Below are 14,404 nucleotides of genomic sequence, written 5' to 3'. Positions count from 1 at the left end.
CCTGGGGGAGAGGGCGGGGGTGAGGGGGCTGGTTCAAGCGCAACGTCTGACGCCCTGCCCGCCCTGCGCTTCATCACCTGCGGCAGCGTCGATGACGGCAAGAGCACGCTGATCGGTCGCCTGCTGGTGGACAGCCGCGCCGTGCTGGCCGACCAACTCGCCGGCGTGTCGCGCACCGGCGAGGCAGACCTGGCCCAGCTCACCGACGGCTTGGCCGCCGAGCGCGAGCAGGGCATCACCATCGATGTGGCCTGGCGCTACTTCGCCACACCGGCGCGCAAGTTCATCATCGGCGACGCGCCGGGCCACGAGCAGTACACGCGCAACATGGTCACCGCCGCCTCGCAGGCCGACTGCGCCATCGTGCTGGTGGACGCCACCAAGCTGGACTGGCAGCAAAGCCAGCCGGCACTGCTGGCCCAGACGCGCCGCCATGCCCTGCTGGCGCAGTTGCTGCGCGTGCCCTCGCTGGTCTTTGCCGTGAACAAGCTGGACGCCGTGGCCGACCCGGTCCTGGCCTTCAAGCACATCCGCGCCGCGCTGCTGCAATTCACCCAGGACGCCGGTATTGCCGTGGCCGCCGTGGTGCCGATCTCCGCCCTCAAGGGCTGGAACGTGGCCGAGCCCCGGCCCGGCTGGTGCGGCCACGACGGCCCCAGCCTGCTGCAGTTGCTGGAGCAATTGCCCTGCACGCCGGCGGACGCGCAGTTGCCGCTGGCCCTGCCGGTGCAGTGGGTGGAGAAAACCGCCGCCGCCTCGGCGGATACGCAGCGTGGCCGGCGCGTCTTCTGGGGCCGCGTGGCCGCCGGCAGCGTAGCGCCGGGCGCGCAGGTGCAGGTCTTTCCCAGCGGCCAGCGGGCGCAGGTGGCCCAGGTGCTCGATCACGCGCGCCGCCCGGTCGATGCCGTCCGGGCCGCCACGGGCGCCAGCGCCGGCATCGTGCTCGACCGCGAGGTCGATGTCTCGCGCGGCGACTGGCTCGTCGCTGCTGCACTCGCACCGCAGGCAGACGCAGCCGACGACTGGGACAGCCCCGCCCCTGCCACCAACAGCCCCTGGCCCGGCCAGCGCGAATTGCAGGCCACCATCGCCTGGCTGGACGACGAGCCGCTGGCCCCCGGGCGCGTGTACTGGGCGCTGCACGGCCACCGCTGGGTCAAGGCGCGCGTGCGCCGCGTGGTGCATCGGCTGAACATCCACACCCTGGCCCAGGAAAGCGCCGAGCAGCTCGAAGCCAACGCCATCGGCCTGGTCGAGCTGCTGCTGCAGGAGCCCATCCCGGCCAGCGCCTTCGCCCGCGCGCGCGTGCCCGGCTCGCTGATCCTGGTGGACACGGCCAGCCACCGCACGGCAGGGGCGGTGCTGGTGCGCTGAGGCCAGCCAGCCCCTTGCTTGACGAGCATCAAGACAACCAGCCTCCGGGTAAGGCCTCGCGCCTGCCCGGCAGGTGGTCGCGGCCTAAAATTACGGGCAATCCCGAATATCCAAAACTCTGCGAGACGAGACATGACTCACGTCGTCACCGACAACTGCATCAAGTGCAAATACACCGATTGCGTGGATGTGTGCCCTGTGGACTGCTTCCGCGAAGGCCCCAACTTCCTCGTGATCGACCCGGACGAGTGCATCGACTGCGCCGTGTGCATCCCCGAGTGCCCGGCCAACGCCATCTTTGCCGAGGAAGACCTGCCCGCCGACCAGCTGCCCTACATCAAGATCAACGCCGACCTGACGCCCAAGTTCAAGAGCATCACCAAGCGAAAGGGCGCCCTGCCCGATGCCGACGAGTGGAACGGCAAGGAAGACAAGCTGAAGTACCTGGAAAAGTGGTGATGGGCCGGGCTGCACTGCCGGCCTGATTGCATCCTCCGCTGATCCCTCCTGCCCTCCTCGCGTGACCGCCGCCCCCCTCTCCCGCCCCCCGCTGCACAGAGCACCGACGCCGTGGTCATCGGCGCCGGCCCGGTGGGCCTATTCCAGGTCTTTCAGCTCGGCCTGCAGGGCTTGCGGGTACAGGTCATCGACGCCCTGCCGCATATCGGCGGCCAGTGCGCCGAGCTGTACGGCGACAAGCCCATCTACGACATCCCCGGTATCCAGGTCTGCACCGGCGACGAGCTGGTGCAGCGCCTGCGCGCGCAGATCGAGCCCTTTGCCACGACGTTCCACCTGGGCCAGCAGGTGGATGCGCTGCAGGTGCTGCCGGAGGGCGGTTTTCTCGTGGGCACGGCGCAAGGCACGCAGCTGCAGGCGCGCGCCGTGTTCATCGCCAGCGGCGTGGGCGCCTTCATGCCGCGCACGCTGAAGCTGCCGGGCCTGCCGGCGCACGAGGGCAGCCAGGTGCTCTACCGCTGGGACGGCACGACCAGCCTGGCCGGCCAGCAGGCCGTGGTGCATGGCGGCGACACGCCCGCCGTGCAGCAGGCCATTGCGCTGGCCAGCGCGCCCGAGGCGCTGCGCCCGGCGCGCATCACGCTGCAGCACCGGCGCGACGTGTTCGACGCCGCGCCGGCGGTGCTCGATGAGCTGCAGGCGCTGCGCGCCGCCGGGCGCATCGAGGTGGTGGTCGGCATGGCGGGCGGCATCGTGGAGGACGCAGGCCGCCTGAGCGCCCTGGAACTCACCACGCCCGAAGGCGCCGCCCTGCGCCTGCCGGTGGATGTGCTGCTGGTGCGCCTGGGCCTGGTGCCGCGCCTGGGGCCGATCGCCAGCTGGGGCCTGCAACTCGAGCGCAAGCAGCTGGTGGTGGACACGGCCACGTTTGCCACCAGCGTGCCAGGCATCCACGCCGTGGGCGACGCCATCACCTATCCCGGCAAGCGCAAGCTGATCCTGAGCGGTTTTCACGAAGCCACGCTGGCCGCCTTCGGCGCAGCCGAATGGCTGGCCGGGCGCAAATTGCCGCTGGAGTACACGACCAGCAGTGAGCGGCTGCAGGGCTTGCTGGGCATTTCCGGAGCGCGCCCGGCTGCGTGACAGAATGCCTGCCGGCAATTGGGCCGCAAATTCTGCATCACCTCCATGACCGACCGCCCCACCCCGGAAACCACTGAATCCGCCATTCTGCAGACCGCTTTTCAGGGCATTGCCCAGTCAGTAGCCGCCTCGATTGTTGCGGCGCTGGAGCAGCCGCTGCGCCAGGAAATCGAATCCCGGGTCAACAGCATCATTGCCGATGCCACCAGGGATATCCACCAGAAAATCGCGGCTGCCATCGGCCACATACAGCCCATCCAGATTCCGATCAATTTGCTGGCGCAGCCCCTGGTGCAGCCGCTTCAGCCAGCGGCACCAGCACAGCCTGCCACCACAGCAGCCCCAACACCGGCACCGGCACCAATCTCGGTGCCAGTGGCTGCAAAACCGCAATCGCAGCCGCCTGCTGCAGCCAAACCCGAGCAGAGTGTGGAATTTCCTCCTGTAGCCGAGGAAAGCGAAAAATACTCGGACGATGCTCCGATTGAGCTGAAAAGGGACAGAAAACGCACGCCACAGAAAAGCGGCAAGAACGTCTCCGCCACCATTGTCGGCCTCCTACCGGGGCAGGCCCATTTGATCAAGAACGAGTTCAAGCACATCAAGCTGTCCTTTGTTTCTGCCGACGCCGGCAACAGCAAACAGTTGAGATCCCTGTCCAAATCCAACAATCCGGTCATTTTCATGACCGATTTCATCAGGCACGCCTCGGTCGAGAGTGTGCGAGCCGCCAATGGCAGTTGGATTTACGCCACCGGTGGCCTCAGTTCGCTGCGGGAAAAACTGCGTGAGCTTCATCAGGAGACATCGCAAAATTCCCTGCTGCGCTCGGCCTGAAGACGGATATTCCAGCATCTGTCACAGATCGCACTGCCATTCACCGGCGACCGGTTTCTCGAATTCCATTTCGCAAGAAGGAACCTTGCCAGGACGCAGTCCTCCTCTTGCCTTGCCTGGACTCTTTCGGAGTGCATCTCCTGACGTGGCTTGCCTGACCTAGAATCCGCCCGCAGCGCGCCCTGGCGCGCTGCATCGCTGGGGGTGCCCGGCTGCCGGTCACTGGCAGCACGGGCTGAGACAGTCCCTTTGAACCTGATTGAGATCATCCTCGCGCAGGGAAGCACGCTCCAGACATTCGCCACGCCGGCGCAGCCTTGCTGCCTCGCGGCGGCGATGCGCCAAGGCCTGCGTCCCGCGCGCAACGGCCATCCAAGGAGCGCAAGCCATGAGCAGTCCAACCACCTCGCCTCCCGTTGGTACGGGCAGCAGCCCCATCAACCAGGCGCTGTCGCCGGTCGCTGCCAGCGATCGCGTGTTTTCCTGGCACGACCATGCCTCGCTGTGGTTCAGCCTGGGCGTGGGCCTGCTGGTCATGCAAGTCGGCGCCTACCTGATGCCGGCGCTGTCGCCGCGCGAGGCGCTGCTGGCCATCGTGGGCGGCTCGCTGCTGGGCGCGGGCCTGCTGGGCTGGGTGGCCAAGCTGGGCTGCGACAGCGGCCTGTCCAGCGCCGGGCTGATGCACGCGGTGTATGGCCGGCGCTTTGCCAGCCTGCCCATCGTGCTCAACATCGTGCAGCTGGTCGGCTGGGGCACCTTCGAGCTGGTGGTCATGCGCGATTCGACCCTGGCGATTGCACGCCAGTCGGGCGGCGCGGGGGCTTTTGCCGGCAGCGGCTGGCTGCTTGCGGCGACGCTCTTGTGGGGCGGCGTGGTGGTGGCCCTCATCAGCGGCTCCATGGTGCAACTGGTGCGGCGCATCATCGCGCGCGTGGCGCTGCCGTTGGTGGTGCTGTCGCTGGTCTGGCTGTCCTGGCAATTCCTTGCGCTGGCGCAGGCCCAGGGTCTGGCGGCGCTGTGGAGCCGGCCCGGCGCGGGCGGCCTGGGCGTCATGGGCGCGCTCGACCTGGTGATCGCCATGCCGGTGTCGTGGCTGCCGCTGGTGGCCGACTACGCGCGCCACGGCAGGAGCGGGCGCACTGCGCTCACCGGCACCTGGGCCGGCTATCTGCTGGCCAATGTCTGGTGCTACAGCCTGGGCGTGCTGGTGGCGCTGGTGCTGCCCAGCGCAGACCTGGTGACGGCGCTGCTGCTGGCCCAGGGCGGGCTGATTGCGCTGTCGCTGATCCTGATCGACGAGGTGGACAACGCCTATGGCGATGCCTATTCGGGCGCCGTCTCGGCGCACAGTCTGTTGCCGCGCTGGAGCATCCGCCGCTTCGGCATCGCCATCGCCGCGCTGTGTACGGTGCTGGCGCTGGTGCTGCCCATGCACAGCCTGGAGCCGTTTTTGCTGACGCTCAGCTCGGTCTTCGTGCCGCTGTTCGGCGTGGTGCTGGGGCGGTTGGGCGGCGGCGTGGCAGCGCGCGTGCGGCTGGACGGGGCACCCGCCGTCCACTGGCCGTCGGTAGCGCTGTGGCTGGCCGGCATCGCCTTCTATCACCTGGCGCCGAAGCTACTGCCGGGCCTGGGGGCAGCCCTGCCGACGCTGCTGCTGTGCCTGCTGCTGTCGTGGGCTACGCGCAGCCGGGCGACTGTAGCGCCGGCGCTGGGCTGATGGTTTTCATAGTCAAAATTGCCTGAAACCCAATACCAGCAAGCGATCACAGCTACTTCTTCAGGAGCATTTTGCAGGTCTGTGGACGGAGTGGGAGTTTCGGCAGGAACTTCCACGGCACGGCGGGCGTCCACCGGGGCTGTCACACTTGGCCCCTGTCTGTGACAGTCAGACAAATCCAGAAAGCTCAAGAAAGGAGTCCTGCCCCGTGTCCTTGTCCCTGTCCTCGCCCCTGTCCCGCCTTGTCTCCACCGTCCCCGCCAGCCGCGCCTCGCGCACTGCCCGCCTGCTGACCGCCGCTGCCGCCACGCTGGCATTGGCCGCGCCGCTGATGGCACCCATGGCCGTGCAGGCCGCCGAATTCGTCAGCATCAAGGGCAAGGTGGTCAACGTGCGCGCCAAGCCCACGACCAGCTCGGACACGCACTGGGAGCTGGCCAACGGCTACCCGCTGAAAGTGCAGGGCCGCAGCGGCAAATGGCTCAAGGTGGGCGACTACGAAGCCACGCTGGGCTGGGTCTTCGCCCCGTTGACCGCTAAGACGCCGCACCGCGTGGTCACGGCGCGCAACGCCAATCTGCGCGAGAAACCCGGCACCAGCTACCGCGTCGTCGGCAAGCTGGAGCAGCACGAGATCGTGCGCACCCTGGGCAACCAGGGCACCTGGGCGCGCGTGCAGCGCGAGGGCGGCCAGACCGGCTGGGTGGCCAAGCGGCTGACCTGGGGCTGGTGACCTGGGGCTGGCAAACGCTCAGCCCGCAGCGCCGCCCTCGATAACGCGCTGCGCCAGCGGCGCAAAGCCGTGGTTCAGCGGCCCCTGGCCATGCCCGGTGCGCACGTCGGCACCGGCGGCGATGGCCGCCAGGATGTAGCGCCGCGCCAAGCGCACGGCCTGCGCCAGCTCCTGCCCCAGCGCCAACTGCGCGGCAATGGCCGATGACAGCGTGCAGCCCGTGCCGTGTCCGTTGTGCGTGGCGATGCGCGCGGCGGCCAGACGCTCGCGCGCGCCGCCCGGCAGCGCCAGCAGATCGACCACCGCATCGCCCGGCAGGTGCCCGCCCTTGAGCAGCACCGCCGGCGCACCCAGGGCCAGCAGGGCATCGGCCGCGCCGGCCAGCTGTGCCTCGCTGTCGATGCGCCGATCCAGCAGCCAGCCGGCTTCGTCCAGATTGGGCGTGACCACGCTGGCCAGCGGGAACAGCTCGCGCACCAGCACGGCCACCGTCTCTTCTGCGATCAGGCGGTCGCCGCTGGTAGCCACCATGACCGGATCGAGCACCACGTTCTTCAGGCCATGCCGGGTGATGGCCTCGGCCACCACGCGCACCACCTCGGGCGAGTGCAACATGCCGATCTTGACGGCGTCGGCGCCGATGTCCTCGACCACGGCGTCGATCTGCGCGCGCAGCATCTCGGGCGGCACGCCGTGGATGGCGCGCACGCCCTGGGTGTTCTGCGCGGTGATGGCGGTGATGGCGGTCATGCCGTAGCAGCCCAGGGCGGCAAAGGTCTTGAGGTCGGCCTGGATGCCGGCACCGCCGCCCGAGTCCGAGCCGGCAATGGTCAGCACGCGCGCGTAGCGCCGGAGGACAGGCGCAGGGGCCGGATGGGCAGCGCCCGCAGGGGCAGGGGTGGCAGTCTGGTGGATCATGGCAAAAATTATCGGCCAGCGCCGGCCTGCCACTTGCCGCTTCGAGGCCTGCAGCGCCCTGCGCCACATCAACATCAAGGTTGCAAGCGCTGTGCTGTAATCCGCGCTTCGAACGAAACAGGGGTGCCACCGCCGCGCAGATGCGCAGGCCACGGCTGAGAAATACCCTCCAACCCGATCCAGGTCATGCTGGCGTGGGGAGTTTTCGGCAGGTGCGGCACCGCCCGTTTTGTTCCATTGGCCCGCTGGGGCCGAAGGACTGCGATGCACACCCTCACTCCTTTCCATTTTCTTCCTTCGCTCGATACCCCCAGGGCCGTCACCATCCTGGGCGCCGGCCTGATGGGGCGGCTGCTGGCCGTGCAGCTGGCGCACGCCGGCCACCACGTCACCATGCACGGCATCGGCGGCCCGGATGCCGAGGGCAGCGCGGCTCGCGTGGCTGCCGCCATGCTGGCGCCGCTGGCCGAGTCGGCCATCACCGAGCCGGGCGTGGTGCGCATGGGCCAGCATGGCCTGGCGCGCTGGCCCGGGCTGCTGGCGCAACTGGCCAAGCCGGTGTTCTTTCAGCAAGATGGCACACTGATCCTGTGGCACCGCCAGGACGCGGGCGACGCCGCCCGGCTGCAGCAGACCCTGGCGCGCACACAGGGCGCCGTGGCCGATCTGCCGGCCATGCAGCCGCTGGACAGCGCGCGCCTGGCCGCGCTGGAGCCAGCCGTGGCCGGGCGCTTCCACCAGGGCCTGTACCTGCCGGGCGAGGGCCAGCTGGACAACCGCCAGCTACTCACGGCCCTGGCCGCCACCATGCAGGAGCTAGGCGTGGCCGTGCATTGGCACAGCGCGCGCAACGTGCAGGATTTCCGCCCCGGCGAGGCCGGCCAGCCCGACTTGCTGCTGGACTGCCGGGGCCTGGGCGCGCGCGCGCACTGGCGCGAGCTGCGCGGCGTGCGCGGCGAGGTCGTGCGCCTGCACGCGCCGGATGTGCAATTGCAGCGCCCGACGCGGCTGGTACACCCGCGCTACCCCATCTACATCGCGCCCAAGCAGGATGGCGTGTTCGTCATCGGTGCCACCGAGATCGAATCCGACGACCTCTCGCCCGCCAGCGTGCGCTCGACGCTGGAGCTGCTGTCCGCCGCCTACGCCGTGCACCCCGGCTTTGCCGAGGCGCGCATCCTGGAGCTGGCCACGCAGTTGCGCCCCACCCTGCCCGACAACCTGCCGGCCATCCGCGTGCGGGAGCCGCGCGTGCTGGAGGTCAACGGCCTGTACCGCCACGGCTTCATGATCGCCCCGGCCCTGCTCGACGCAGTGCTGGAGCTGCTGCACACCGGACAATCGCCGCTGGCGCAGCGCTTCGAGCTGCGCGTGCAGCTGGCCGACCTCCACCCATGAACATCCTGATCAACCAGACCCCGACCGAACTGCCCGCCGGCGCCACCGTGGCCGACGCCGTGGCCCACCTGGCGCCGCGCCCGCCCTTTGCCGTGGCCGTGAACATGCAGTTCATCCCCAACACCCGCTACGCCGAGCAGCCCCTGGCCGACGGCGACCAGGTGGAAATCATCGCGCCGGTGACCGGCGGCTAAAGCCAAGGCACACACCCTTCCATGACCGAACCACAAGACATTGCCACCCTGTCCGCCGAGGCCGACGCCCTGGTGCTCTACGGCCAGGCTTTCGAAAGCCGCCTGCTGCTGGGCACGGCGCGCTACCCCTCGCCCGCCGTGCTCGAAGCTGCCGTGCAGCGCGCCCGGCCCGCCATGCTCACGGCCTCGCTGCGCCGCCAGGGGGCGCAGCCGGGCAGCGGCGGCGAGGCGTTCTGGGAGCTGCTCAAGCGCCTGGGCGTGCCCGTCCTGCCCAACACCGCCGGCTGCTACAGCGCCGAGGAAGCCATCACCACCGCCCACATGGCGCGCGAGGTCTTCGGCACGCCGTGGATCAAGCTGGAGGTCATCGGCGACGACTACACGCTGCAGCCCGACATCTTCGGCCTGGTGCAGGCGGCCGAGGAGCTGATCCGCGAGGGCTTTCACGTCCTGCCCTACAGCACCGACGACCTGCTGGTCTGCCAGCGCCTGGTGGACGTGGGCTGTCAGGCCGTCATGCCCTGGGCGGCGCCGATTGGCACCGGGCGCGGCCCGATGAATCCCTACGCCCTGCAGCTGCTGCGCGAGCGGCTGGACGTGCCGCTCTTGGTCGATGCCGGCCTGGGCCTGCCCTCGCACGCCTGCCAGGTCATGGAATGGGGCTTCGATGGTGTGCTGTTGAACACCGCTGTAGCCCAGGCCAGCGACCCCGTTCTCATGGCCGGCGCCTTTGCCGATGCCGTGGCCGCTGGCCGCGCCGCCCGCCTGGCCGGTGCCATGCAGCCGCAGGCCAGCGCCCAGGCCAGCACGCCGGTGCTGGGCACGCCGTTCTGGCACCACGCGACATGAGCGCCCAACTCCCCGACAGCGGCGATGCTGGCGCGCTGGCGCAGCGCATCCTGGCCACCCACGCCGCCACCTTCACCGGCTTTGCGCCCGAACCACCGCCCGCACCAACCAGCGACGAGCCGGCCTACCGCGCCGCGCTGCTGGCCGCCAGCGCGCTGGGCTTCATCGCCCACGATGCCGAGGCTATCGCCCGCGCCTGGGCCGCGCAGACACAGCGCACCGGCCCGTTCGATGCCGCGCACTGGCCGGATGCGCCACAGGATTTTGGCCTGGCCAGCCGCACCAGCGGCCCGGCCTTTGCCGAGTGTCCGCCGGCCCTGGGCCTGTACGCCGTGCTGCCCGACGCCCAGTGGGTGGGCCGCATGGCGCGCGCCGGCGTGCCCACGGTGCAACTGCGCTTCAAGAGCGATGACCGCGCGGCAGTGGAACGCGAAGTGCGCGCCGCCGTCACCGCCGTGCAGGGCACGCAGGCGCTGCTGTTCATCAACGACCACTGGCGCGCAGCGCTGGAGGCCGGCGCCTATGGCGTCCACCTGGGCCAGGAAGACCTGGACGCACTGCCGGCAACCGACCTGAACGCCCTGCGCGCCTCCGGCGCGCGCCTGGGCGTCAGCACGCACGGCTACGCCGAGATGCTGCGCGCCGCCCGCGCCCGGCCCAGCTACATCGCCATGGGGGCAGTCTTCCCGACCACGCTGAAGAAGATGGCCACGGCCCCGCAGGGCCTGGCGCGCCTTGCCGCCTATGCGCGCCTCATGCGCGGCTATCCGCAGGTGGCCATCGGCGGCATAGACGAGGGGCAGTTCCCCGCCGTGCTGGCCACTGGCGTAGGCTCGATCGCCGTGGTGCGCGCCCTGGTCGCTGCACCCGAGCCGGAAGCGGCAGCGGCGCGGCTGCTGCAAGCCATGCGCGCCGCACACGCCTGACGACACAGCGCCCAGAGCTGGAGGGACTTTATTTTTGATAGCTGTCACCGCTTGCCCTGCAAGGGTTTAAGGCAGTTTTCATTCAAAATCATGGTGGGATGAGACTGCACCGGCATTGTGGATACGATCGCTTACACCGGGTAACGCGCAAAAAGCCAACGCCTGCCGTTCTCACGACACAACCTGTCGTACCCGGTCGCTACAGTGCCGATCAACGCCTTGCAGCCACCTGCCATGAAACGCTCGCCAGCCACCCCTGCACGCCCGCCCTCGGACAGCCCCGCCAAAGGCGAAAAGCTGGCCCAGCGCCTGTCGCACATCCTGGCGCTGCTGCACCAGGGCGACACCATCGACAAGCACCGGCTGGCGCAGGACTTCCAGGTGGACGTGCGCACCATCGAGCGCGACCTGGCCGAGCGCCTGCACGGCATTGCCGAGCGCGGCGAAGGCAGACGCTGGCAGCTCACCCACGCCGCGCGCAGCACCATCCCGGCGCAGCACCTGCACCACTACGCCCGGCTGACGGGCACGCAGCACCTGTTCCCCGACGCCAGCCTGCGCTACCTGCTGGAACAGCTCGAAACCCCCGAGGCGCAGCGCAGCACCCAGGTGCTGGCCACGGCGCAGGAAGATCTGCGCGCTGCCGGGGCCGAGGGCGGGCACAACTTCAACCAGCTCCAGCAGGCCATCGAACTCACGCACGAATGCCGCTTCGACTACAAGGGCAAGCCGCGCCAGGCCCAGCCCTACCGGCTGCTGCACCGCAACGGCGTGTGGTATCTGGCGGCGGAGGAAGGCGGCAAGCTGAAGAACTTCAGCGTCGCGCTGATCCAGGGCCTGCAGGTGGACGGCGCCCGCAGCTTCGCGCGCAAGGCCGAGCACCAGGCCTACATCGACGCGCAGGACGACGTGTGGTTCACCACCAGCACCACCGAAGTGCTGCTGCGCGTGTCGCCCGAGATGGCGCACTACTTCAGCCGCCGCGCCCAACTGCCGCAGCAGCAGCACCGCCCGCAAGGCGACGGCTCGCTGCTGGTCAGCAGCCGCATCAACCACATCAACCAGCTCCTGCCCGTGGTGCGCTACTGGCTGCCCCACGTGCGCATCGTGCGCCCGGTGGAGTGGCATGAGGAGCTGCTGCGCGGGCTGCGGGAGGCGTTGGAGATGTGGAAAGCATGATCTGCCCCTGACCAACTGCCATCCTCGGAGACTGCTGCCATGCCCATCCGCCCCCCGCCCCTGCACTGCTCCTGCCCCTCTTGCCGCTGGAGTCGCACCCTCCAGCCTCTCAGCGATGCATTGCACGGCGGCGAATTGCCCACTGAATGCCCTGCGTGCGGGCATGAGCCACTCAGGGTGGAGCGGGCCGGGCCTGTCCAGGCTTTGACCGCCCGCTGTCAGCAGGAAATTGCCAGGTTATTCGGACGTTGTTGAGTAGTCCAGGCTGTGCAGCCACTCGTCGGGCACGAAGCCCAGGATCAGGTCGCGCACCAACTCGGGGGCGGAAAACAGCAGCTTGTAGGAGGCGTCGTGCGCGGCGGTCATGTTCAATTAACAAAATTGATAGCTGTCAGCGCTTGCCAGGTAAGGGTTTGAGCCGGTTTTGACCTCAAACCCCTGCCAGGATCAGCTCCCTGCCACCTTCATGCGGTTGACCAGCACCGAACCCACCGTCTTGGCGCCATAGGTGTAGGCATCGGCCCCCACGGCTGCTATGCCCAGCAGCATGTCGCGCAGGTTGCCGGCGATGGTGATTTCATCGACCGGGTAGGCGATCTCGCCGTTTTCCACCCAGAAACCGCTGGCGCCGCGCGAGTAGTCGCCGGTCACATAGTTCACGCCCTGGCCCATCAGTTCAATGACGAACAGGCCCGTGCCCAGCTTTTGCAGCATGGCGCGCAGGTCGTCATCCGGGCGCGTCAGGCGCGAGGTGAGCTGCAGGTTGTGCGAGCCGCCGGCATTGCCCGTGGTCTTCATACCCAGCTTGCGCGCCGAGTAGGTGGACAGGAAGTAGCCCTGCACCCGCCCGTCCTCGACCACCTGGCGCGGCGCCACGCGCACGCCCTCGTTGTCAAAGGGCGAGCTGCCCTTGCCGCCGACGATGAAAGGGTCTTCCGCCACGCTGATGTGCTCGGGAAAGACCTGCTGGCCCAGCGAATCGAGCAAGAACGTGCTCTTGCGATACAGCGCGCCGCCGCTGACGGCCTGCACGAAGCCGCCCAGCAGCCCGGCGGCCAGGGGCGACTCGAACAGCACCGGGCATTCGCGCGTGCTGATCTTCCTGCTGCCCAGGCGCGACAGCGCACGCTCCGCGGCGTAGCGGCCCACCACCTCGGGTGCAGCCAGCTCGCGCGCGTCGCGCATGGAGCTGTACCAGGAGTCGCGCTGCATCTCGCCGCCCCGCCCGGGCAGGCTGGCGATCGGCGCCACCGAAATGCTGTGGCGCGAGCTGGCGTAGCCGCCGCGAAAGCCACGCGTGTGCGCGCTGAAGAAATGCGACTGCTGCGCCGATACGCCCGCGCCCTCGCTGTTGGTGATGCGCCGGTGCGTGCCCAGCGCTGCCGCCTCGCACTGCAGCGCCAGCTGCGCGGCCTGCTCGCTGTCGATGGCCCAGGGGTGGAACAGCTCCAGGTCGCGGTGCGATTCCTGCGGCGCCACGTCGGCGGCATCGGGCAGGCCGGCGGCCGGGTCTTCGGAGGTGAAGCGGGCGATGTCGTAGGCCGCCTGCACGGTGCGCTCCACGGCAGCGGGCGAGAAGTCCGAGGTGCTGGCGTTGCCCCGGCGCTGGCCGACATAGACCGTCACGCCCAGCGACTTGTCGCGGTTGCGCTCCACCGTCTCCAGCTCGCCCTTGCGCACGCTCACCGACAGGCCGCAGCCCTCGGAGGCGTCGGCGCCGGCGTCCGTGGCGCCGAGTTTCCTGGCGTGCGCCAGGGCGTGATCGACCAGATCGGCAAAGAACTCGCGGCTGTAGGCAAAGCCGTCTTGCGGCGCTGCACAAGTGGAAGAGGAGGAGGATGGAGAGCGGGCGGTGGAGGCGGCGCGCTTGGCGCCTGGACGGGCTTGGGTCATAGCGGCGGCTATGATACTTGCCGCCCCGTGCTGGCGCTGCAGGCCGGCCTTGCCCGTACAGCAGCGCTGGCGCGGTTTTTTTGTTTTTTCACGCCAGCGCCGCCGCCCATGTCACGCAAACCCAAAAAAGGCTACTTCGTGCGAGGCCAGTTCGTTGCCGAAGGCAGCGAGTTGGACTTGCAGCTCAAAGCCGAGCTCAAAGGCACGACCGGCGCCACCAAGACCGAGATGAAGCGCGAAAGCGACGCGCTGCAGGATTTGGGGGCCGAACTCATGACGCTGCGCGCCGACCTGTTCGCGCGCCTGGAGCTGCCGGGCGTGCTGCAGGACGCCCTGGCCGAAGCCGCGCGCATCAGCAACTTCGAGGGCCGTCGCCGGCAGATGCAATACGTCGGCAAGCTCATGCGCCAGCTCGATGACGAGCAGGTGGCGGCCATCCGCGCCGCGCTGGAGGAGCAGCGCACCGGCAGCGCGGCAGAAAAGCTGCTGCTGCACCAGGCCGAGCACTGGCGTGACACGCTGATTGCCGACGATGAGGCACTGGCCCGGTGGCTGACGCAGTTTCCGCGCACCGACACGCAGCAGATCCGCGCGCTGATCCGCCAGGCGCGCAAGGACGCGCCGGCGCAGGACAGCATCGCCGCTGCCGAGGCGCAGGGCCTGGCACCGCGCAAGAGCCGCGCCTACCGCGATCTGTACCAGCTGATCCGCCAGCACATGAGCGAAGCTGCCGAGTACGCCGTCGAGGAGCAGCGCTCACGCGACGCCTGAGCCCCCTCGTCAC

15 protein-coding genes and 1 riboswitch are annotated in these 14,404 nt (G+C 69.1%); of the genes, 12 read left to right on the top strand and 3 right to left on the bottom strand.

The features are described from left to right. Nucleotides 1–54: 54 nt before the first annotated feature. The 6 genes from IDM45_RS01620 to IDM45_RS01595 all read left to right on the top strand — a co-directional run bounded on the left by IDM45_RS01620 (nucleotide 55) and on the right by IDM45_RS01595 (nucleotide 6,263). Nucleotides 55–1,374 (top strand): sulfate adenylyltransferase subunit 1, encoded by a 1,320-nt coding sequence (locus tag IDM45_RS01620; protein ID WP_209423956.1) that lies wholly within the window; start codon nucleotides 55–57, stop codon nucleotides 1,372–1,374. Between the two features lie 132 nt (nucleotides 1,375–1,506). Continuing rightward, a complete protein-coding gene (gene fdxA / locus IDM45_RS01615; protein WP_209421353.1) occupies nucleotides 1,507–1,833 on the top strand; it encodes a ferredoxin FdxA in 327 nt (108 codons plus the stop codon). 111 nt (nucleotides 1,834–1,944) lie between these two features. Continuing rightward, entirely contained in the window at nucleotides 1,945–2,976 is a 1,032-nt protein-coding gene (locus IDM45_RS01610; RefSeq protein WP_325168935.1) for an NAD(P)/FAD-dependent oxidoreductase, read from the top strand. 45 nt (nucleotides 2,977–3,021) lie between these two features. Continuing rightward, a complete protein-coding gene (locus tag IDM45_RS01605) occupies nucleotides 3,022–3,813 on the top strand; it encodes a hypothetical protein (protein ID WP_209421352.1) in 792 nt (263 codons plus the stop codon). 190 nt (nucleotides 3,814–4,003) lie between these two features. Beyond that, nucleotides 4,004–4,112, top strand: a riboswitch (TPP riboswitch). Nucleotides 4,113–4,201: 89 nt separating this feature from the next. Beyond that, nucleotides 4,202–5,530, top strand: coding sequence for a purine-cytosine permease family protein (locus tag IDM45_RS01600; protein ID WP_209421351.1), 1,329 nt, complete (start codon nucleotides 4,202–4,204; stop codon nucleotides 5,528–5,530). 214 nt (nucleotides 5,531–5,744) lie between these two features. Beyond that, complete coding sequence (locus tag IDM45_RS01595) at nucleotides 5,745–6,263, top strand: SH3 domain-containing protein (RefSeq protein ID WP_232654374.1); 519 nt, start codon at nucleotides 5,745–5,747, stop codon at nucleotides 6,261–6,263. Nucleotides 6,264–6,281: 18 nt separating this feature from the next. Here the strand turns inward: IDM45_RS01595 and thiD are convergent, their stop codons facing one another. Further along, on the bottom strand, nucleotides 6,282–7,181 hold the full coding sequence (thiD, locus tag IDM45_RS01590; RefSeq protein ID WP_209421350.1) for a bifunctional hydroxymethylpyrimidine kinase/phosphomethylpyrimidine kinase: 900 nt from the start codon (nucleotides 7,179–7,181) through the stop codon (nucleotides 6,282–6,284). Between the two features lie 264 nt (nucleotides 7,182–7,445). Between thiD and thiO the strand changes: the two genes are divergently transcribed. The 5 genes from thiO (at nucleotide 7,446) to IDM45_RS01565 (ending at nucleotide 11,727) form a co-directional block, all read left to right on the top strand. Further along, entirely contained in the window at nucleotides 7,446–8,579 is a 1,134-nt protein-coding gene (gene thiO / locus IDM45_RS01585; protein ID WP_209421349.1) for a glycine oxidase ThiO, read from the top strand. Continuing rightward, nucleotides 8,576–8,773 carry a sulfur carrier protein ThiS gene (gene thiS, locus IDM45_RS01580; protein WP_209421348.1) on the top strand — a complete coding sequence of 66 codons (198 nt, stop codon included), beginning with the start codon at nucleotides 8,576–8,578 and terminating at the stop codon, nucleotides 8,771–8,773. The genes thiO and thiS overlap by 4 nt, the downstream gene beginning before the upstream one ends. Before the next feature lie 21 nt (nucleotides 8,774–8,794). Beyond that, nucleotides 8,795–9,622: a thiazole synthase gene (locus tag IDM45_RS01575; protein ID WP_209421347.1), complete on the top strand. Its 828-nt coding sequence runs from the start codon at nucleotides 8,795–8,797 to the stop codon at nucleotides 9,620–9,622. Further along, entirely contained in the window at nucleotides 9,619–10,548 is a 930-nt protein-coding gene (gene thiE, locus IDM45_RS01570) for a thiamine phosphate synthase (RefSeq protein WP_209421346.1), read from the top strand. The genes IDM45_RS01575 and thiE overlap by 4 nt, the downstream gene beginning before the upstream one ends. A gap of 234 nt (nucleotides 10,549–10,782) precedes the next feature. Beyond that, on the top strand, nucleotides 10,783–11,727 hold the full coding sequence (locus tag IDM45_RS01565; protein ID WP_209421345.1) for a helix-turn-helix transcriptional regulator: 945 nt from the start codon (nucleotides 10,783–10,785) through the stop codon (nucleotides 11,725–11,727). Between the two features lie 237 nt (nucleotides 11,728–11,964). On the opposite strand, the gene IDM45_RS17880 is transcribed toward IDM45_RS01565, so the two are convergent. Then, nucleotides 11,965–12,099 carry a hypothetical protein gene (locus tag IDM45_RS17880; RefSeq protein ID WP_267912098.1) on the bottom strand — a complete coding sequence of 45 codons (135 nt, stop codon included), beginning with the start codon at nucleotides 12,097–12,099 and terminating at the stop codon, nucleotides 11,965–11,967. A 75-nt stretch (nucleotides 12,100–12,174) separates the two neighbouring features. Next, a complete protein-coding gene (gene pmbA, locus IDM45_RS01560; protein ID WP_209421344.1) occupies nucleotides 12,175–13,620 on the bottom strand; it encodes a metalloprotease PmbA in 1,446 nt (481 codons plus the stop codon). A 108-nt stretch (nucleotides 13,621–13,728) separates the two neighbouring features. Here pmbA and yjgA point away from each other — a divergent pair, with 108 nt between their 5' ends. After that, nucleotides 13,729–14,391 (top strand): ribosome biogenesis factor YjgA, encoded by a 663-nt coding sequence (gene yjgA, locus IDM45_RS01555; RefSeq protein ID WP_209421343.1) that lies wholly within the window; start codon nucleotides 13,729–13,731, stop codon nucleotides 14,389–14,391. The last annotated feature ends 13 nt before the right edge of the window (nucleotides 14,392–14,404 follow it).

Source organism: Melaminivora jejuensis, from assembly GCF_017811175.1.
GTDB lineage: Bacteria > Pseudomonadota > Gammaproteobacteria > Burkholderiales > Burkholderiaceae_C > Melaminivora > Melaminivora jejuensis.
Note: the sequence above shows the minus strand (reverse complement) of the source record. Positions and strands in the feature narration are given on the sequence as shown.